At 47.9% G+C, this 20846-nt stretch carries 18 protein-coding genes; 4 read left to right on the forward strand and 14 right to left on the reverse strand.

Features of this window, described 5'->3' with window-relative positions:
* Positions 1 to 60: 60 nt before the first annotated feature.
* Positions 61 to 216: a (2Fe-2S)-binding protein gene (locus BMZ40_RS04165; protein WP_092372871.1), complete on the reverse strand. Its 156-nt coding sequence runs from the start codon at positions 214 to 216 to the stop codon at positions 61 to 63.
* Between the two features lie 259 nt (positions 217 to 475).
* Positions 476 to 1822, reverse strand: coding sequence for a hypothetical protein (locus tag BMZ40_RS04170; protein WP_092372872.1), 1347 nt, complete (start codon positions 1820 to 1822; stop codon positions 476 to 478).
* A 401-nt stretch (positions 1823 to 2223) separates the two neighbouring features.
* Between BMZ40_RS04170 and BMZ40_RS19100 the strand changes: the two genes are divergently transcribed.
* Entirely contained in the window at positions 2224 to 2367 is a 144-nt protein-coding gene (locus BMZ40_RS19100) for a transposase (RefSeq protein WP_177193013.1), read from the forward strand.
* A gap of 8 nt (positions 2368 to 2375) precedes the next feature.
* On the opposite strand, the gene BMZ40_RS04175 is transcribed toward BMZ40_RS19100, so the two are convergent.
* The 12 genes from BMZ40_RS04175 to BMZ40_RS04230 form a co-directional block, all read right to left on the reverse strand.
* Positions 2376 to 3119 carry a hypothetical protein gene (locus BMZ40_RS04175; protein ID WP_092372873.1) on the reverse strand — a complete coding sequence of 248 codons (744 nt, stop codon included), beginning with the start codon at positions 3117 to 3119 and terminating at the stop codon, positions 2376 to 2378.
* A 109-nt stretch (positions 3120 to 3228) separates the two neighbouring features.
* On the reverse strand, positions 3229 to 4185 hold the full coding sequence (locus tag BMZ40_RS04180) for an AAA family ATPase (RefSeq protein ID WP_177193014.1): 957 nt from the start codon (positions 4183 to 4185) through the stop codon (positions 3229 to 3231).
* A 120-nt stretch (positions 4186 to 4305) separates the two neighbouring features.
* On the reverse strand, positions 4306 to 5055 hold the full coding sequence (locus BMZ40_RS04185; protein ID WP_092372875.1) for a DUF5131 family protein: 750 nt from the start codon (positions 5053 to 5055) through the stop codon (positions 4306 to 4308).
* 72 nt (positions 5056 to 5127) lie between these two features.
* On the reverse strand, positions 5128 to 5478 hold the full coding sequence (locus tag BMZ40_RS04190) for a hypothetical protein (protein WP_092372876.1): 351 nt from the start codon (positions 5476 to 5478) through the stop codon (positions 5128 to 5130).
* Between the two features lie 530 nt (positions 5479 to 6008).
* Positions 6009 to 6671, reverse strand: a complete 663-nt coding sequence (locus BMZ40_RS04195) for a tyrosine-type recombinase/integrase (protein ID WP_092372877.1) — start codon at positions 6669 to 6671, stop codon at positions 6009 to 6011.
* Positions 6672 to 7141: 470 nt separating this feature from the next.
* Complete coding sequence (locus BMZ40_RS04200) at positions 7142 to 8875, reverse strand: sensor histidine kinase (RefSeq protein WP_092372878.1); 1734 nt, start codon at positions 8873 to 8875, stop codon at positions 7142 to 7144.
* A gap of 95 nt (positions 8876 to 8970) precedes the next feature.
* Positions 8971 to 10371, reverse strand: coding sequence for a sensor domain-containing diguanylate cyclase (locus BMZ40_RS04205; protein WP_092372879.1), 1401 nt, complete (start codon positions 10369 to 10371; stop codon positions 8971 to 8973).
* A complete protein-coding gene (locus BMZ40_RS04210) occupies positions 10364 to 12049 on the reverse strand; it encodes a chemotaxis protein CheA (protein WP_177193015.1) in 1686 nt (561 codons plus the stop codon). The genes BMZ40_RS04205 and BMZ40_RS04210 overlap by 8 nt, the downstream gene beginning before the upstream one ends.
* A 28-nt stretch (positions 12050 to 12077) precedes the next feature.
* The gene (locus BMZ40_RS04215) at positions 12078 to 12698 is read right to left on the reverse strand and encodes a chemotaxis protein CheC (protein WP_245751027.1); all 621 of its coding nucleotides are present in this window, start codon (positions 12696 to 12698) and stop codon (positions 12078 to 12080) included.
* A 4-nt stretch (positions 12699 to 12702) separates the two neighbouring features.
* Positions 12703 to 13065 (reverse strand): response regulator, encoded by a 363-nt coding sequence (locus BMZ40_RS04220; protein ID WP_092372881.1) that lies wholly within the window; start codon positions 13063 to 13065, stop codon positions 12703 to 12705.
* Positions 13066 to 13215: 150 nt separating this feature from the next.
* Positions 13216 to 15219 carry a methyl-accepting chemotaxis protein gene (locus tag BMZ40_RS04225; RefSeq protein ID WP_177193016.1) on the reverse strand — a complete coding sequence of 668 codons (2004 nt, stop codon included), beginning with the start codon at positions 15217 to 15219 and terminating at the stop codon, positions 13216 to 13218.
* Positions 15220 to 15333: 114 nt separating this feature from the next.
* Complete coding sequence (locus tag BMZ40_RS04230; protein WP_092372883.1) at positions 15334 to 17286, reverse strand: PAS domain S-box protein; 1953 nt, start codon at positions 17284 to 17286, stop codon at positions 15334 to 15336.
* 539 nt (positions 17287 to 17825) lie between these two features.
* Here BMZ40_RS04230 and istA point away from each other — a divergent pair.
* The 3 genes from istA to BMZ40_RS04245 all read left to right on the forward strand — a co-directional run bounded on the left by istA (position 17826) and on the right by BMZ40_RS04245 (position 20822).
* Positions 17826 to 19358 carry an IS21 family transposase gene (gene istA / locus BMZ40_RS04235; RefSeq protein WP_092372884.1) on the forward strand — a complete coding sequence of 511 codons (1533 nt, stop codon included), beginning with the start codon at positions 17826 to 17828 and terminating at the stop codon, positions 19356 to 19358.
* Positions 19352 to 20095 (forward strand): IS21-like element helper ATPase IstB, encoded by a 744-nt coding sequence (gene istB / locus BMZ40_RS04240; protein ID WP_092372885.1) that lies wholly within the window; start codon positions 19352 to 19354, stop codon positions 20093 to 20095. Before istA ends, istB begins: the two co-directional genes overlap by 7 nt.
* 166 nt (positions 20096 to 20261) lie before the next feature.
* Positions 20262 to 20822: a chemotaxis protein CheD gene (locus BMZ40_RS04245; protein WP_092372886.1), complete on the forward strand. Its 561-nt coding sequence runs from the start codon at positions 20262 to 20264 to the stop codon at positions 20820 to 20822.
* Positions 20823 to 20846: the final 24 nt, after the last annotated feature.

The following is a 20846-nucleotide window of genomic DNA, read 5'->3' on the forward strand; positions in this document are numbered from 1 at the left end:
TTGTAAAATGCTTGTCTTGTTTAAAATTTGGTCCGCCAACTGACGAACGTCTGAAAGACATCAGCGACCTTTCGGATTCTTTTCAGCACACTGGCACCCACCAGCCTTTTTTTCGTTCATGATACGTTCAAAAATTGTAGATTTTCCTTTTTGAATAACATCCTGCTCAATATCGTCGGATGTATAGCCAAAACAATAGCATACGAGTTCTGACATAATCAAACTCCTTAAAGAAATTTTCCGATGAATGCATGATTTTCTCTGAATTGATTACGGCCAGGATGACGGCGATGTCAATTTTTGGCTCTGACGTCGGAAGGAATTTTTCAACACGCTGCTAGGAAGGTCAAGGAGAATGCCCTGATTTTAGGAGCTATTCCCTATTAACGAGGACAACCTAATGCTCTATGATGTATGATTTAGCCGAAAAATTGACGAACGGCGGAGTCATCACAGATTCCGCCGTTCAGTATTGTTAAATAAATGGATCTGGAAGACGTAAAGTCCCAATTGTTTTTTCTACTCGAGCATCGATATTATTCATGTCGCCATTCAGAAGGTGGCGAACACCCAGGAATAACTCAACACAATTTGTAGTTAATGAAGGTTTGAAACTGTCAGACATAGTGTTACAAAGTGTCAAAAATAAATTATTAATTTTTCTGATAACATGATCGTAGAAGATATTGCTGTCAATTCGCATTAAAATTTCTGAGTGAATTTCAAGTTGTTTCATTGAATCTGCGAAAAACGCATCCTTTGACTTTTCAGAGTAAACATTGAGAGGTGAAAGGAAATCAATTATATTATATTTTTCGTTGTTAATGAACCTTTGTGATTCGTTTTTATATACTTCATATTCTTCGTCAGTAACATAAACTTTTCTGATAATGTTGCTTGGAACTTTAACGAAGCTATTGTGGTTGGTTAATGCGCCATTTTCATAGGAACAGATCTTGAGCGATCTTGAGTTGTTCATGGCGCTGATCGTGTAGTTGATCGTGTCATAGGTCAACTCGGGTTTCGGGTATCCATATCTGCCGCAAAATTCACCAAAGACCAGGTCGATGAGGGCAATCTGAATCCGATCGACAGGGTGATTGATCCCAAGGAAGTGGAGGCAGAACTGTTGAGAGCATAACGGGCCACTGAGGTGTTCTGCCAGGCACTTGACCGCCATTGACGTGAAGGGCGAAAAGTCCAGGATCCTGCCGTTAGCAGTCTGAAACCTTTCTCGCAAACCCACAAGCCCGCCAATGGCGTACTTTGCGGTTACACTCGAAATCCCATGAGATTTGAATATATTCCTCCATACATGAAACTGACTCTTCAATTTAAAGTGCCACACAAAGTGTAACTTTTCTGCAAGTTGCTTATTATTAGATATAGAATCAATGAGATATTCAGTTGATATTGTGTTATATTTCTCCAGATTTAACATTGACAGGTGCTTTGAGTCCTGATGATTTCCCCAGTAAGGAATGTCGAGGCTGAATACCCTGTCAAAAGAGCTTTCTTCATTTGCGATAAACTTGTTATAACATTCAATTGCTCTTTTTGTGCTACTAAATCTTACATCTCCAGTAATTATGCTGTATCCACCAGAATCAATGTAAATTGTATTATTTTTGTTGTTTTTTTCAAATTCTATTTTTAGTTTTTTTATGTTATTGCTAAATTCAAGGACAGTTTTTGATCCCATCGAGTTACTATTAATGGCTGAGATTAATGAGACCAATGTTTTTTTAGTTAATCTATTGCAACATTTCGAGATCAATTTTCTGAACTTGTTACTATTAATACTGTCTACATGCACATACATTCATCCTCCTGTTTCTTGCTGAGTTAAAAGTAGTGTCTCATTTTCAGTTATTTGAAGGTTTGTATCATCAAGCTTTACGTAATTGGGTTCTTCGTCGTTCGATTTCACATTGACCAACCTCAGTCAGTTTGGCCGCCTTCCTTCAGAAGCACTGCCATGCTTGATGAACAATCTGGCAATCTCCGAGCGCGGCTTTGCCACCGCCAAGGCCTCTCATGTCAAAGAACTTCTGCGCTGAGTTCGGCGGGATGAATCGCAGCAGGCCGCCAAGTGGCGCATTACCCATTTTTCCCAGCATGCTGCTGAGTACACGGCCGACTGCCCCCTACTGGAGCCCGTGCGGGGCGCTCTGACCAGCGTTGAGAGGCATTTGCCGCGAATTTCTTCATCGTTGGTATTTCTTGCACCCCAATGCGAGGCTCGAATGGTTCAATGACCTTTTCCAGGCGGCAAGGGCCAGGGCCCGAGGATACCGGAACGTGGAGAACTTCATCGCCATGGTCAACCTGATTGCAGCACCGATTCAGGTTGTGGTGACTTCATGAATCCCGCATCAAGCGTCCAGGAAAACTCTGTCCCAGAGGAAGAGCTCAAAAAGTTCCTCGTGAAGCCTGATCGTCAATCCGGATCCGACCGTGATTTCTGCAATGAGGTATGACCGTTGAGAGGCCGAGGCTGCAGCGTCACAGATCGAGCATTTCCAGCCTTCACCTTTGATCTGCGGCAACACATCTGCGCACAGAGACCGCAGTACGGGCTTATCAGTGACAAGGTCCTGGGGCGTCCCTCGATAAATACTCCCTTTGCCCCCACGAATCCGCCAGTCTCCACCTTCAAGAAGTTCAATCGTGGCAGGTCCTTTTCCGACTACTGCAGATTTGAAAGCCTTGCTCTCTGGGGATCCGCTATCTATATTTATAGTCAATACATGTGTAGATGAAGATGAATCGTCCCATGCAAATTGATCGAGGGAAAATTTAAACTGCTCAACTTTGGGCACTTCAATATCGCAAAATTGTCCGCGAAGTCTGAAGAAGGCATCGTTTTCACACAGATCGAAGTCCGAATTTTGGTCGGGTATATTCTTGAGCTTGTTGGCCAACGCCTTGTCGACCAAGAATTGACCATTGATGCGTCCCAGAATCATCGTAAGGTCAACATCCAACTTCGATGATGACCCAATATCCTGAGATACGATCCCATTTTGAATTTCGAGGTGGCTAAGGAACGGCAACAACCCCAGCAAGAAGCCAAATTCCTTTACCCCTTGCGGCGAGATTGACCCAATTTTCTGCATGCTTCTCCTCCTTTGGTGATGTCCACCGGTGAAGTCACCGCCCGATGGACTTTTTCCGATGATTTGTTCATAAAATTAGAGTATTAGGACGAATTGTCCATCAGCGCCTTTACATTTTGGCCTTCGCTAACCAGGCACCCCCTTCCGCCGTCAACAGGTAGTAGCCATGCCCGGTCTTCTGGACTAAACCGCCCCCGACCATTTTTTTCAGCATGTTATGCACCGAGCGCTTGCCCAAGCATGTCACATTCGCGATTTCGCTCATTTTCACAGGGCCGCGACAATCATTCAGCACCTCAAGGATCTCCAGGCGCTCTGGTGACAGTTCATTTCCGTCGATCGTCTGGGCGTACTGCCAGCCCAGAGGCGTCTCATGAAAGCGAAGGGCAAACTCCCGAGTCGGGCACTTTCTGCCTGTGACACGGAGTCGCCCCCTATTATCTCCGTTGGGACGATCCAGAACCATGGTCGTATCGGCCACCCCAGTTACTCCCTGCGACCCGTAAATCGCTGATTGCCAGTCTGGAGGGATCTTTTTCGCAGTGTGGTGGAGCAGGATGATCGCAACACCAAACATCGTCGCAATTTTGTGTATCTTTTGCAGCGCTAAGTACTCTCCCTTGTAAGAGCTTTTATTGCCCCCAACAAAGCGCTGGTATACGTCAATAATAACCAATTTTACATCTTTATTTGACTGTAAATAAAGACCTAGTCGGTCCGCACCATTGTTTTCAAGGGTCGGCCAGTTGTATTCGACCCGGAATGTTTTAGGTGTAAATTCTGCCTGCATTGACACTAGGCGCTGACGTGTAAGGTCACGCCCTTCTTCATAGGCCAGGTAGAGGACCGAACCTTTCTTTGCCGGGAATTTGTTCATGAGAAACTTGTCGCTGGTGACGGCGAATGCCATCTGTGTAGCGAAGATCGTCTTGCCCGACTTCGGAGGCCCAGCCAGCATCGTAATGCCCGGAAAAATCAACGATTCAATAATGTTAGTCGACGTTGTGTTGTTCTGGGACGCAATGATTTCCTCGCCCCAACCTGCGGTGAAAATGCTCGCACTCATTTTTCGATTCTCCATCCCTTTCGCCATCATCCGATGGTTAATGTATGCTCTTCGCCCTAACGACTGCCCGCTGGTTATCTCCAGAAGGGGAGGGGGGACAGGAACACACCCCCTCTTGAGTTATGATATCGATGAGAATTGCTTCGAATCAGGGTAAACGGTCCGAGGGAATTCACGCCACGGCTTACCGTCGAGGAGGTCCTCACCAACCCTGTTGGCCCGCTTCTTTGGCGTACTCCATTTTTTGAAGAAAAAGGGGATGTTCTTAGTCACGCATGTGTCACGGATCGGGATCACCCAGTCGCGTTCCATCTTGCGTGCACCGGCGCAACGTTCACCGCCGACAATGACCCAATCCAGGCCTGCCAAGTTGAGCGAGGGCAGCGGGCCAAGCAATGGCTCCAAGGACACAAACTTGAGAGCTGCAGGGGTCTGCTTCAGAAGTTCGGCACGGTAGGCGTAATTGTCCGCCTCGATGGTCACGCCCATCCAAAGGTTCTTCGGCCACGGCAGATGAGGTGCGGCCTCTAACAACAGTTCAGCACGCTTGGTCAGCACCTGATATATATGCTGTGGATACTTCAGCGCGGTTTCAAACACTTTTTGCTTGAACTCCAAGGGCACGTTGTGATGGAAGATGTCGCCCATGCTGACCAGGAATATTTTCTTGGGCTGCGTCCATTTGCCGGGAAGATCCAGAAGCTCGGGGTGGAGGGTTACGTCAAACTTGTAGCGGTACTTTTTGAGGCCCTGGCCGTGCAGGCGTGCCGCGTAAGTCCTGGCGTAGCAACGATCGCATCCAGGGGAGTACGGCGTGCACCCGGTAATAGGGTTGGCGACTTCGTCGCACCATTCAATGTGTGTAGCCATAAGTATATCCTTGGTGGAAGGTTATTGTGGCGAGCCCAAACCAGCGCCCGCAACCATATTGTCAGTGTATAATTAACTCTGTATTGCCGAACGATACTCTTCAAGATATTCATATGTTGAATCATCATCAAGAACAATGATTCTATCATTGTTGTAATGCCAGACAATACATCTAACAAGTTCTTCAATATTATTTAAATTTTCCTGTTCAAGCATTGCAAAATGAATTTCACGTACCAGCTTATATTCATCATTAATCAATTCATAAAGAGATATATGAAACAAAATGTTTTCAAACAGTGATGAAAATTTATTTATACAATGATTGCTTATACTCAATTCCTGCGCATCAAAATCATCTAATCTATATTCAAAAATTCCAGACTTGCTTATAGCAATAATCAAAAAACGTGCATTGTTCATTTCTTGACTCCTTTTGTATTTCAAAATCACGGTATGGTTATTGTAACGCAAGATTCGTATCAAGTACTCATACGCACCTCCGGTGTTTCTTGTGTGGTCCTGGTGTATAGCCATAATTTACTCGCCCCAACCACCAGTGAAATGTTATCGCCACTCCGGAATTCTCCTTGCCTGTGGCCGTTTTTTCATGGTATAAAAAGAAGGCTTACTTCCTACAGTGTCGCTAACCGATCGCGCCGTTTGCAAATCCTCTCTGACAGCCTTGGTGAAAAAAAGAGCTCGTTAGCCTACGAGAAATTCTCGTGTAAAAATTTTAGGTGGTTACAGGGTGTTGGTTGGACATGCTTTGGATGCAAAACCTAGCCTGGGTACGATAGAGTTCACTCATAGGGTGTGCGTAGCTTTCGCAACGTGAACCTAATCGGCCGGAAATATGGGTGAAAATGGAGGCGAAAGCTGAGAATGGGGGGGGGGCTGGTACTTTTCAGCAGCCAGCCACGATGATGTGATGAACGTGACCTTTCAGCGAGCTAGATGAGGTTCCGTTCCTTCAGGATGGACTTGACCTCTGAATTCGTCAGGCGGACGTATTCTGCGGTGGTCAGCATTGACGCGTGACCGAGGACTGACTGCACGGCTGGCACAGAGACTCCGGCGCGCACAAGTTCAATAGCCCTCGTGTGCCGAAGTGTATGTGGGTGGGGGTGTATGGACTTTTGTCCAGTGGAACTGTCGATGGACTCTTGGAAAATTCCTGCGTCCAAGGCTCTTGCGTAGAAGATTTTTCGGAAATTGTTGGCGTCAACTGAGAATACCCGGCCTCGCATATTGGGTTCAGTCGCCAAAAAAGTCGCTATCTCGGAAACGACCTTGTCTGGGATAGGGACAAGACGCTTTGGCTTGCCTTCTCTTCGTTTGAGGGTGACGATCCGAACCTCGGCAGCGCGAAAGTCGATGTCGGCGGTATCGTCTATTTGGACAACCTCACCAAGCCTGGCGCCAGTGAACCTGAGCATCAGGTAGGTGAGCCAGTACCTTCCTCTCGTACAGCGTTGCTTGCCCTTGCTATTTGCCGAGTCGAACCATCGCTGAAAGGCCATTGTCAGAGCATCGATCTCGTGAGGCATGAGATATTTTATCTTCAGGCTGTTTCTCGAGATTGCGAGTGCTGATTTTGTGTGCACCAAATTCATACGTACCTCATTACATGATTTCTCTTAGCGTTTTCAGGTAATTTTTACCTGGACTAAGAGGAGTATCAGGCCGTATGGGGTAAAGGTCACGGGTCAATCAGAGGTATTTTACATGAAAATTGATATATTCATGTAATTTTACATATGCGTTATCTTGGTGAGTGTGTTTTTAAATCAGAAATGCATTGTGGGCATGAACTTTAAATCGTTCAGATGGCGGAAAGGACATCACTGCAAATAGTTATCATTCTCTTGAGAAAGGGGCGCCATACTCTTTTAACTCTCTCAGAAAAATGATTTCACGCAGAGCATGACATGACCAGTGTACGCGGGAATGACACATGGGATCATTCACGACGTATCGCAGTGACGGTGACGTCCGAAAATGGGGGTTGAAAAAACTTGGCTACTCAAACAGGAGCCCTTTCAAATCGCGTCAGCTTGATTTATTACTTGTTCGAAAAATAGCATCAAAATTCTGTTGAGGAATTGCCTCCGTGCGGGAGCTGCAATGTGAATGACACGGATGTTCCTTGGCCCGGCACGCTTTCGACAAAAATCCGACCGCCATGATTCTCGACGAACTCCTTGCACAGCAGTAGCCCCAGTCCGGTTCCCTTCTCGCCTTCAGTGCCGCATTGCCGCTTCGAGTTGTCGATGACAAATATTCTCGGCAACGCCTGTTGTTCTATGCCTATCCCATTGTCCCTGACCACGACCGTGGCTGCGTCACCTTCCGCCGAAGCCGATACGGATACGGTGCCTCCTCGATGGGAAAATTTGATGGCGTTGAAAAGAAGGTTGCGAATGACCGTGTTGATCATGGATTCGTCCGCCAAAACCATCAGTTTCGATGGGATATCGGACACAAGATGAATGTTTTTCTTCTCACAAGCATGTTTAGCCACCTCTATACATTCCTGCACCATAATGGAAAGAACGCATGGTTTTAGAGAACAGTCCAAGCCACCTTGACTGAGTCGAGCCCATTGCAGCAAGTCGTCCAACAGCGCCAACAAATTTTTGATACTCCTGTGCAATTCCTTCATCACGCGAGCAAGCTCTTCTTCAGTAAAAGAATCCTGCTCTGTTCCGACAATTTGAGTCAAGCTTTGTATGGCGCACAATGGCGAGCGTGAATCATGAGCTATAATCGAGAAAAGCTTGTCCTTGTCGTCATTAGCCTTGTGCAACAGCTCAATAATTTTCTGACGCTCTTCCTCCATTCTCTTGCGTTCGGAAATATCACGTATAATGTGTTGGAAGTGGGGCTTCTCGTTAATATGAATGACGCTCACACTCGACTCGATCGGAAATTTGTCCCCATCTTTGCGAATATGTACCCCGAAATACATATATCCACTTTTAAGACTTGAATCAGACTGAATAGAATCAGAAATTTTAGAATCATCATTATCACGGAGTTCTCTGATGGTCATTGTCAGCAGTTCATCCCGAGAATATCCATACGCTCTGGCCGCCTCGATGTTGGCCTCGGCGATCCGTCCTTCTTCATCGATAAGCAAGATGATGTCGTGTGCATGTTGCACCAAGAATTCAAAGCGCTCCAAGATGTCTTTGCACTGTTGTTCGATTTCGAATTTTTTCTGAAAAAAAATCGCCTGCTGGTGTTTCCTAGACACCACGAACAGCAAACCGAAAAACACGAGCATCCCGGAAATAACAATCCATCTTTCCCGCTTGTGTCCCTGGATTATCTTCTCCGTTTGTATGCCTACCAGTTCCTTAAGTCGACTTTGATAAATCAGAAGTTCATCTTCAATGACGGCTTTGTCTTGGACATCGTGGATAATGGACAGGAGCAATGACGAGCCTGAAGAAGTGAGGAAAGGCGAACTGTAGACCTCGACAGTCCGAACCTCGCCACTGGCCAGACGATGGGGGAAAATAAAATAACTACGACTTTCGTCCCTTGCCAGTTGATATTCCCTTTCAACATCTTTCGGAGACAGCATATTAATCTCCTGGATGCGCATGCGCTGCAATTCATCAACGCTATAACCATAAAACAAGCTCGCAGCATTATTAGCCTTGACGATGTTCCCCGTATTTGGATCTATTATAAAAGCTACTACTTTGACATCTTTAAAATTTACAGACATCTCAGCAAAACTGATGTCTTGAAATAGTATGCTTAACATTAAAAAAAATACTGAAACGAAAAATACAAAAATTCTTTTCATCAAAACCGACCACTCCTGTATCACAAGCGATCACTAAGGGATGAACTTAGTCAGATTACCCCGATTCTGTTCTTGCATACTCACTTATCCAAAAATCAGGACACCCTCTGCACCCTTGGCGGTGGACAGAGGTCTTGCTTGTCGCCAGCGACGAATACTTGATTCCGTCCTTTGGTTTTGGCTTCATAAAGTGCTGCGTCAGCGCGTCGCATCAAATCTTCCACAGTGTTCAATCCGTCGCTCAAAAAAGCTACGCCAAGACTGACCGTGAACTGGATGACGGCATTCTCCGTTTTGACCATCAGTTCAGAAATAGCTCGTCTCACCCGCTCAGCGATGATTTCAGCCTCCCCCCGTTCCACCTCCGTGAGCACGATTCCGAATTCCTCTCCGCCAAGACGACCAAAGATATCTGTCGAACGAAGAATGGCGCGGCAGGTTTCAACCATCGCTTTCAAAACTTCGTCACCGGAGCTATGACCCCAAGTATCGTTGATGAGCTTGAAAGCGTCGACGTCAAGCATCAGGAAGGCCAGCATGGTTCCTTGCCTGCGACAGCGATGCAATTCGTGCTCCGCACGGGACAGGAACTCCCGGCGGTTGCTGATGGACGTCAGATGGTCCGTCGTCGCCAGTATGTACAGTTCCAGTTCGAGTTGCTTGCGTTTGGTGACGTTTTCAAGTTGGGTTATGAAATATGATGGTTGGCTCTTTTCATCGCGGACTAGGGAAACGCTGAGAAGGACCCAGATGCTTTTTCCGGATCTGGTCACAAATCGTTTTTCAACCTGGTAGGATTTAACATGTCCGAGGAGGAGGCGCTCTTTCTGCCGTGCACCAAGCTCCGTATCCTCGGGCAGGACGAACTCGCACATGTTCTTGCCGATCAACTCGTGCTCGCCAAATTCTAGCATAGCGCACAGGGCGTGATTGGCCTTTAGCCAGGCCTCGTCCAGGCCAACCAACGCCATGCCGTTGGCCGCGTATTCAAAAGCGCTAGCGAAACGTTCCTCGCTTTCGCGCAACACTGCTTCGGTCTTGCGGCGCATTTCTACTTCATGTTGGGCCGTGGCGTGCATGCGGGCGTAATCACGCAGGCGCATATGCGCCTCGGTCACATCCTGCATAGTCATCAGCACTGCGTTTTGTCTGGACGTTTTTTCCTTGAAGGCACGCGCCACCGTGTGCTGCAAGCGCTCCATGCCACCGGGTAGACTGCTGGGGATTATGCTGCCATGCAGTCGCGCGGAAAAAATGACAGGCGGACCACCCTGAAAAATCAGTTCAAATCTACTGGTGAATTTGGGTTCCAGAAGGTGGGGAAAAAATTCAGCCAAGTTGCGACCTACGATATTTGTTGCTGCGATCTTGGTCCATGACTCAATGCATCGATTCCAGAAACGAATCACATAGGTTTCGTCAAAGATGCATACCCCCAGCGGCATGGCATGTAGCAGTGTGCAGTAACTGTCGTAGTCGAAGTTCGCGTCATTCATGGTTCATTTCCGATGCTGAGCCACAGGGCTTGATGTTCTTTTTGAGCTGAGCGCCAGCCGCCGATGCCTGGCGCAGACAAAGACGAATTATATCCGGAACGTCAAGCACCAGTGCCAAACTGCCATCCTCCGTCACGGCGCTGCCGAGGATGCCATCCAACCGGCCCAGAATCCGGCTGATCTGTTTCAGCACGATCTGCCGGTTCCCGACGATCCGGTCCACAATGAGCCCAAGGCGCATATCTCCGGCGCGGACAACCAGTACTGGAGCCAGCCCGGATGCAGGGGCATCCATGTTGAAAAAGGTTCTTAAGCAGACCAATGGCAACATTCCCTCTCGCACGCACAATGTGCCGCGTCCAAGCCGCAAAGTCACGGATTCCCGGCGTACCTCCAAGCATTCTTCTATGTTGGCGATCTGCAGGAAAAATGAGTCATCGCCAATCATGATTTGCAGGGAATCAAGAATGGCGAGGGCCAAAGGCAGGCGGATGAACACAGTGGTGCCCTCTCCAGGAGTGGAGGAAAGGGAAATATCTCCTCGCAAGGCCCGGACTTCCTCTCGGGCTGCGTCCATTCCTACGCCTCGTCCGGAATAGGCGCTTACGCATGTCGCGGTTGACAGTCCGGGCATGAAGGCCAAATCAAGCAGGGAATCATCCTGCCCCTGAATGTGGTCAAGAGGGATGCCTCTGGCTAATGCCTGCTGGTGTAACTTTTCCCGGTTCACGCCCCGACCGTCGTCCCGAATCACAATCTCCACATCGGCACCCACCTGTCGTGCCTCAACGCGAATCTGACCGGTTTGAGGCTTGCCGAGAGCGTTGCGCTCATCCGGAGTCTCGATTCCATGGTCGACGGCATTGCGCAGCACATGGGTGAGCGGAGCATGCAGTCGCTCCATGGCCGTCTTGTCCAGTTCAGTGTCCTCTCCAGTCAACGTTAGTGACACTTGCTTGCCGGTCTGCGCAGCCATATCACGAACGAGACGGCGAATTTTGGCGAACATGGGCTTTAAAGCGACCAAACGCAGGGCCATGATCTGGTCTCGTAAACAGCTTAAATTGCGTTCCAGTTCTTCGGCCAGAGCATCCAAGTCGCGATGCCGGCGAGACAGAGCGGTCAAGCGAGCCTGGAAAGCGGCCAGCTCTCCCAACTGGTCCACCAATATGTCGAGTTTGGACGCTGGAATTGTCAGTTGCACCAGTTGCAAACCCGGCTCGGGACCACCTGCTGGTCGCACGGACTTTGCGCTGTTTTCCATGCAGGCAACGTTCGTGCTCTCCCTACTTTCAGCGTCCTGCTCTGTGGCCAAGAATCGCTCCAATAGCATAAGGCTCTCGGAAGCATCCTTGTCTTCAGCCTCAAGGGGCCGCGAAATCATCCGACGCAAGCAATCGAAGACTTGCAGGAGGGCGTCGATCAAAATCCGCGACAAGTCGATGCGACCGGAACGAACCAGATGCAACACATCTTCCGCCTGATGAGCGAGATCCGCAATCTTGACAAAACCCATTGTCGCCGCATCGGCTTTGATAGAGTGCGCAGCTCGGAAAATAGCATCTATCGATGACGCGGATTTGTCCTGTTCCAAAGACAGTACGTGCTGTTCGATGTTTGTGAGCTGTTCTACACAGCTGATGGTGAATGCGTTCAGCAGTTCAACGTCCAGACTCATGGTCATTCCGTTCCGTCCGTGTCCACGTTCAGATCATACCGAGTTTGGCGTCGATTTTTTCGAGGAGTGCTTGCAGCGTTGTGGAATTGAAGAAAATAAAGACCTCGCCTTCCACGAGATGCTCGGTGATAAGGAAATTGGCGCGGATGAAAATGATGATTCTGTCCTCTCTATCGCCAGTGGGCAGAACCTTAATGATGTCATCCTCAAAATAATCGGGCGGCATGTAGTCGATGTGTTCGGAGAGCATGTTGGCGATGGAACCCATGACTCCGTTCAGAACGATATTGCCCACTTCCTGCAGTGTCCCTATGCGGAGCGAGTCCATGTCCAGGCAGAAGTCTTCCTGGCCGACGAGCAAAGATACCAGATTGGAGGCGCTTTGAGATGAAAAGACAAGCGCCGTCACGCCTTCAAAGGCACCCCCGAAAGCAATATTGATGGCCACGCCTTTGCCCCAATCACAGGTGCTGGGTTGGGAAGCGAGTTCGGCGTGGGAGAGAACCAAAATTTCCGGAACCTGCAGCGTGACGTGGGAATTGACCATCTGATTGAGCACGCCCGCAGCGTTGCCAACCCCGATGTTGATTAATTCACGGAGCACGTCGTATTGGTACTCGCTGATGTCGATGGAGGATGAATTTCTCATAACGTCAGTTCTTGGAAATCAATTGATTCAGGGCATCAAGAACTTCCTGCTCTTTTGGGGGCTTGGAGAGGATTTTGCGGGCACCAAGCGCAAAACAACGCTCCCTGGTAGTTTCTTGAATGTCTGCTGTTATAACCACAATATCCGTTTCCAGACCTTCCTGGCTCGCAGCCTCCAGTACTTCCAGTCCGGAAAGTTCAGGCATATTCAAATCCAGTAAAGCCAAATCCGGTTTATGACTGCGCAGTATGTCGAGCGCTTCCAGTCCATTCTTTGCTTCAATGAAGTCATACTGCTGAGCCTTCACAATTTTTGATAAAACCAAACGTTGAAATAATGAATCATCCGCAATAAGTATTTTGGCCACGCTTATCTCCAATAATGTAAATATTGATAATTAATTTTAAGTATAAATATACGTGTGTATTTTTAAAATTAATATTTTATTATTAAAAAAATTCGACTTTCGGGGTTAGCCATTAGCAGCTAACCCCGAAAGTCAAGTATTGATATTCATTTAGTTCAATCGAAAACGATGCACTAAGCTTTCTAATTGAATGGATAAGGCAGATAAATTTTGAGCGCCGACATTTACTTCTTTACTAGCTGTAGTCATATTCATAGTGGTCGAGTGGACTTCGGCGATATCTTGCGCAATAGATTGTGAAACAGTAGCGCTTTCAGTCACGAGGCTATTGGCATTTTGAACGCCAAGAGTTGCTTCGGCTATGTTTTGAACAATTTCACGCGTCGTAACTGCCTGTTCATTTATAGATGTTGATATTGTTTCAATGATCTCTCCTACATCTCCTATGACCTTGGTGATGTCCTCAACTACGTGTTGCGCAGAATTTGTAGAAGCTTGAATCGCCGTGATTCTTTGGCGAATATGGTCGGCGGAATCAGTGGTCTGTCTTGCCAGTTCCTTGATCTCATTGGCCACAACGGCGAATCCCTTGCCAGCCTCTCCGGCCCGAGCAGCTTCAATCGTTGCATTGAGGGCGAGTAAGTTGGTTTGCGAAGAAATTGCGGTGATAGTTTCCGTGACCTTGCCTATGTCTTGAGCTGTCACAACCAGTTGCTGCATTATTTCACTCATGCCTTTGGCTTGGTCCGTGGCGTTAGTGCTGGTGGAATGGGCTTTAACTGAAAAGCCAGCTATATCGCTGATGGTGGAGCTCATTTCCTCTGCCGCTGAAGCCACCGTGGTAAGATTAGCAGATGTCTGTTCCATACTAGCTGCCACTGAAGAAGTATTGGCGCTCATCTCCTCTGCAGCTGCAGATACAGTGGAGGATCGATTGGTCGTGTCCTCGGCCCCGTCGGAAACCTGCGCGGAAAGAGATGCCATTTGCGTGCTGGTATTGGCAAGAGATGCGGCGTTAACTTGAATTTCGACCATCATCTCCTTCAGGTGCTGGACAAAATTATTGAAATATTTTGCTAGCATGCCCAGTTCATCTTTTGCTTCAGGCAGACGGACAGTCAGGTCACCATCTCCTTCAGCAATATCTTTTAGAGATGCGACAACCATATTGATGCGTTTGACGATATTGTAGGAAAAGAAACTCGTGACTACAATGGCGCACACCGTCAGGACTGCCATAAGGCTGAGACTGATGGTTAGGGTGCGAGTCATATTGGCCTGTTCTGCTTCCAGACGTTTACTCAGCTTGGTGCTTTCATCTGTGATGACTTGTTCTATGTCGTCAATTTTTAAACTCATCTGTCGAAAAAATTTTGAGCCAGGAATCTCGAACCCCCCATTTTGCGCCTTCAGCAGCAAGACGCGTAACATGCTTTCCACTTCCTGCCATGGGTCGGATTTTGGCAGATTGCCAAGTTTCTCTGTGGAATCTTGACTCAGGACTAGTGCTGGAGAGCTTAAGCCCACATCAATCTCGCTTTTCAGACGGATGAGCAGTTCAAACTGATCGTTTGTCAACGGTGCATTCAGAGTCAACAAACTTGAGCCATTGGCGCGCAGCTGTCCAGCGCTCTCTTTGGCAACTTCAAGAATCATAAGTGATCCGAGAAGCTTGCCTAGAGCACGCGCGGTCGGGCCATTGGGAATCAGTCCTTGCATTTCAATAAGTTCTTGAATCAACTCCGTGTATTCGGCAATTTGGCGAGGGCGCAGTGCAGGCTGTTTTTCAGAGTAATTCGCACGCAACTGTTTCAGGCGTGTAGCAATTTTGACATGTTTTAGTTTTTCGCTGTCTGGCAAAACGGCCTGTGACAGATTCTGTACAAACGCAGGCAGAGCAGAATCAGTTTTCTGCCGGAATTCTTGGACCTGAATAAACTCTGATCCGCCTGTCATAAATAATGCAGTGCCGCCGCGTTCACGTTGAAGATGCCCGATTAAATTTGAAGTTGCTTGGAAGAGATGAATATTCTTGCCCATTGCGTTGAATATAGAATGGTCTTTAATCACTTGAGATAGATTCACGCCAATAATAATGAAGAATGCGAGTAGCGGGACAAATCCTATTAACAAAATTTTATGCATAATTTTCATATTTTTTCCTTTATAAGAATATATTGAATGTGTATATATACAAGTAATATTCGCCATTATTTCTTTTTAAAAACGAAGTATATTGGTAAGTTTTTCTCTATGAGAATTTGGATTTCAAAATTGAGCATCGGTTTCACTTTTTTTACATACTGTCGCAAGCGCATGCTTCAAGTCGTCCAGATGGACCGGCTTGCTGATATAGTGATCCATGCCGACTGCGAGAAATTTTTCCCGGTCACCAGCCATAGCAAATGAGGTCATGGCAATAATGGGAATGTCAGCTTTTGCTCCGACTCCCGAGTTCCGGATTATTTTCGTAGCCTCAATTCCGTCCATGACCGGCATTTGGATGTCCATGAGGATACAATCGAAATCCTCTGATTTCCATAGTTCAATTGCTTCGAGTCCGTTCTCTGCCGTGGATAAGCGCACTCCTGATTTTTCAAACAGCTTCTCCATGAAAAACTGGCTGGAAAGATCGTCTTCGACCAGCAGGACGTTGGCTGGTGTCAGGTTTTTTAGTGCCTCGTTCGGCTGTACGTTTTTGAATTGGGTAGCCAATTCAGAGCGAGCAAAGGGGAGGATTACATAAGCAGATGTTCCTTCCTCGGGCAATGTGTCAATATTAATATGTCCGCCCATGAGGGCGACTAGGCGTTTGACAATAGCTAGGCCAAGTCCAGCTCCTTGGTTAGCTCTGGTGTAAGTTGAATCGACCTGCACAAATGGCGTGAAAAGATCCTTGAGCCTGTCCTCCGGGATGCCGATACCAGTGTCATGGACACAGAAAGCGATTCGGATTTCGTCGGATCTCGGTGAGTTGATCTGAAAAATTTCAAGGGCGATTGTGCCTTGGCCGGTGAATTTGAAGGCGTTGCCTACTAGGTTGAAAAGGATCTGGCGAATCCTTGCCTCATCCCCAGTGAGGATCTCCGGTGTGCTTGGGTCAATGCGGCATATCAGGGGGACTTTTTTATCTTTGTAAATGACATTAAATAGTTCCGTGACAGACTCTAAAAGATCGCTGACGAGAAACCCTTTTTGTTCGAACTCAAGTCTTCCCGTCTCAATTTTGGAGATGTCTAGGATGTCTGTGAGTAGCCTTGTCAGCCGGTTCGTCGAGCGGACGGCCATGTAAATATATTCTTTCTGCTCCTGATTCAGATCGGTAGTCTGTAGGAGCTGCATCATGCCGTGGATGCCGTTAAGCGGAGTGCGGATCTCATGGCTCATGTTTGCCAAAAATTCGGATTTGGTCTTGGTAGCGGCTTCCGCCCTTTCCTTTTCTTTGATTAGAGCCTGTTCAGTATTTTTTTGAGCATTAATAAGTTCAGTATAGACAATCAAACCGCCTATGGTTCCATCTTCTTCAAACCATGGACGACATTCCCAGCGGGTCCAATCAACTCTTCCGTCCTGGCGAGTAAATGGATCATCTTCTTCGGAGATGACCTCACCACTCAAAACTCTTTGGTGAACATCTTTCCACTTTTGAGGTAATTCTGGAAAAACTTCGTAATGATTTTTTCCAATTATATCTTTTTTTTCAACTTTATAATCTCGAATATATTTATCGCTAACATATATATAGTTCATATTCTTGTCATGAACAGCTATCGCGCTTTTGCTGTGTTCAATAATATATTTCATCAATTCATGAGCATGATCAAGTTTTTTTTGAATATTTATTTTTTTTGTTATATCTCTGCATATACACAGAATAAATTTTTTATTTTCAATAAAAGAGGCACTAGATGATATTTCTACATAAAAAATAGATTTGTCTTTTCTTATATGTTTGGTCGTGAAAAAATCACCTTCAGAAGTGACCTTTTCAATCATATTAAGAGTCGAAATTTTGTCTAATCCCGCCTCCCAATCGCAGACATGGAGATTTTTTACTTCTTCTTGGGTATAGCCTAGCATATTTGCAAATTTTGAATTTGCTTCGTAAACATTGCCATATTCATCCAGTATGACAATTCCATCCCTATGTTGTTCTAAAAGAACTCTGTAAAATAATATTTCGCGCTTGCTTGAATTTTGATCAGATAATTTTTTGTCCATACGTACAATTTTTCCTGACTTTTAAATTTCAAAATCTTGAAATAAAATTTTTTAAAAAGCCCAGTGTTTTGGGATTAGTTTTTATGCATCTCAATGGTAAATTTCAAAAGATTTATCTGTCAGTTACTATAATTTTGTTTGAATTACAAAAAAAAATAACTTGGCGATAAAATAGTAGACAACAAAGGAGACGGAAGATGATCGTAGCGTGACGGGAGGCATTCCATTGAATCTTTAGTTGACTAAATTGATCGGAATTTTGTAGCAAATTTAATGACATTTTTATAAAAAACCATTATTGAGTATAGTTATTTATGCGTATTCCGGTCCAAACTGACCACGGATTCCGGCGGAAACTGACCACCGATTCCACGGGAAACTGACCACGGATTCCACGGCAAACTGACCACCGATTCCGGAACAAACTGACCAGCCCCAACGGCGTCAGACTCGGTGGAAAAATTCGCAGCGGATGCGGCGCTGGATAACTCGGGCATACTCCTTTTCAGGAGGTGCCCATGCCCAATTCGAGGTTATCCATGCGCAAGATCAAAGACGTTTTACGACTGCATTTCGACCGGGACCTGTCCGCACGCCAGATCGGCCTCAGTCTCAAGATCTCACACAACACCGTCTCCGAGTACCTACGCAGGGCTCAGGTTGCCAACCTCAGTTGGCCGTTGCCGCCAAGCCTGTCCGACTCAGAGCTTGAAAACCTGCTCTTTCCATCCCTGCCGCCAAGTTCCGTGAAGCGACCGGAACCGAACTGGGCCGACGTCCACATAGAGCGCAAGCGCCGTTCCGTGACCCTGCTTCTGCTCTGGGATGAGTACAAGGCGCAGCATCCTGACGGCCTGCAATACAGTTGCTTCTGCGCTCGCTACCGAGCCTTCGTGGGCAAACTCAAGCCATCCATGCGCCAGGTCCACGTGGCCGGAGAGAAGGCCTTCATCGACTACGCGGGCCAGACCATCCCCATTCAAGACCCATTCAGCGGCGAGGTTCGTGAGGCCCAAATTTTTGTGGCCGTGCTCGGCGCCAGCAACTTCACCTTTGCCGAGGCCACGTGGACACAGAGCCTGCCGGACTGGATCGGCTCCCATGTCCGTACCTTCACCTTTCTCGGCGGTGTTCCGCATCTGCTTGTCCCCGACAATCTGCGGTCGGGCGTCAATAAGGCCTGCCGCTATGAGCCCGACATCAATCCAACCTACGACGACATGGCGGCCCATTACGGTGCAGCCGTCATCCCGGCCAGAGTGCGCAAACCTAAAGACAAGGCCAAGGTCGAGGTCGCCGTGCAAATCGTGGAGCGCTGGATTCTGGCGAGGTTGCGCAATCGAGTCTTCCTATCCTTGAACGAGGCCAACCGTGCCATCGCCGCCTTGGTGACTGACCTCAACACCCGACCGTTCAAAAAGTTGCCCGGCAACAGGAGAGAGGCTTTCGAAACGCTGGACAAGCCGGCACTCCTGCCGCTGCCGTGCGCCCCTTACGTCTTTGCCGAGTGGAAGCAGGCCACCGTCAACATCGACTACCATGTCGAAGTAGACGGGCATTATTACTCCGTGCCGTGCAGCCTCATCAAAAAACGTATCGACGTCCGGATCACGGCCACCACCGTTGAATGCTTCCACAAGGGCCAACGTGTGGCTGCCCATCCCCGGTCCATGCAGAAAGGACGGCATACGACCGTCATGGAGCACATGCCCAAAAGTCACCAAGAGTACGCGGGCTGGACCCCGGAGCGCCTCGCGCAATGGGCGCTAACGCTCGGCCCCAATGTCTCTGCGTTGACGGAAGCCATCATGGGTTCACGCAAACACCCCGTACAGGGCTACAGATCCTGCCTGGGCGTCATCGGCCTGGCCAAGGAGCACGGATCCGCACGCCTGGACGCGGCCTGTGAGCGGGCGCTGCATCTGGGAGCCCTTTCCCAGAAAAGTCTCAAGTCCATCCTCAAGACCGGCCTGGACCGTCTGCCGTTGCCGATCCACAACGCCGACCAGACTCCCATACCCCACGACAACGTGCGTGGTCCGGAATACTACCGCAAGGAGGCCTCATGCTGAGCCATCCAACCTCGCAGACTCTCAATGCCTTGGGCCTTGGCGGCATGGCCAAGGCTCTGGAGGAACAGCGGGCCATGCACGGCATCGAAGAACTGTGCTTTGAAGAGCGCCTGGCGCTTCTCATCGACCGCGAAAAACTGCACCGCATGAACCGCCGTCTTACGACACGGTTAAAGAAAGCAAAACTCAGGCACGCAGCCTGCTTCGAGGATATCGACCTTCACTCGCCAAGGGGGCTCGACAAGACCTTGGTCATGAGTCTGGGCTCCTGCTCCTGGGTCGGCAAAGGACACAACGTGCTCATCACCGGGGCGACGGGCGTAGGGAAGAGCTTCCTGGCCTGCGCCCTGGCTCACAAGGCCTGTCTGGAAGGCTTCGACGCCTTGTACATGCGCTTGCCTCGACTCATGGAGGATCTACTGATCGCCAAAGCCGACGGTCGGTACGGAAAGCTCATGCGGTCCTTTGCCAAAATCCCTTTGCTCGTGCTCGACGACTGGGGCTTGACCCCGATGACCCCGGCCACATGCAGGGAGCTGCTTGAACTGTTCGAAGACCGCCACGGCAGGCACTCGACCATCGTCACCAGCCAACTGCCAGTGGCAGCCTGGCACGAGTACCTCGCTGATGCGACCGTGGCTGACGCTATCCTCGACCGCCTTGTACACAACGCCTACCAGCTCAACCTCAAAGGAGAATCCATGCGGAAGATGAAATCCATCATTGACCCCAACTGACCAGTTCCCATAGCGTCCCAAAACCAGCGTCGCTTCGCTCCGATTTCCTGGTCAGTTTCAGCCGGAACAGGTGGGCAGTTTGCAGTGGAATCACTGGTCAGTTTGTCCGGAATGCGCAGTTATTTAATGATAAACTTCTACATAAAAAGCAAAATTTTGGTTAACAATGGAAAAAAATACAAGAAACAAGAGAAAATTTCCAATACAAGTTTATGAAGGACTCAAAGATTGTCAAGATTTGTTTCATAAATATCTTATGATTGCACAGGGAGGAATATATACAGCCCCGACATTAGTTCAAACGGTTCTTGGATCGTGCGTTTCTGTAACAATGTATTGTTCGAAACGTCGGTGGGGTGGAATTTTTCATGCCTTGCTTCCGAGTGCTGGTAATTTTCCAAATAACAAATCCCATAGCGATCCTTACCGCTTTGTAGACTCAGCTATATGGACTCTATTGCGTGATTTTTCAAAATCAGGAATTTCAGCAAGCAGCCTTGAGTGCAAAGTTTTTGGAGGCGCCTCCCCTTTGAATCATCATTGCAATTCCTCGGCAGGAAATCGCAATGTCCAAGTTGCTATGGAGGTCCTCGCCGAGGCGGGGGCTACTGTTGCAGCTTCATCTGTGGGAGGGACTGGTGGGCGGAAAATTTTTTTCCGTACGGATACGGGAATGGTTCTTCAAAAACGGTTCTCCGTCACATCATGCAGGGACTGCAAGGAGTGAGACTTTTGCTATTGTGCAAATTTT

Origin of the sequence: Desulfomicrobium apsheronum (genome assembly GCF_900114115.1) — a bacterium.
GTDB lineage: Bacteria > Desulfobacterota > Desulfovibrionia > Desulfovibrionales > Desulfomicrobiaceae > Desulfomicrobium > Desulfomicrobium apsheronum.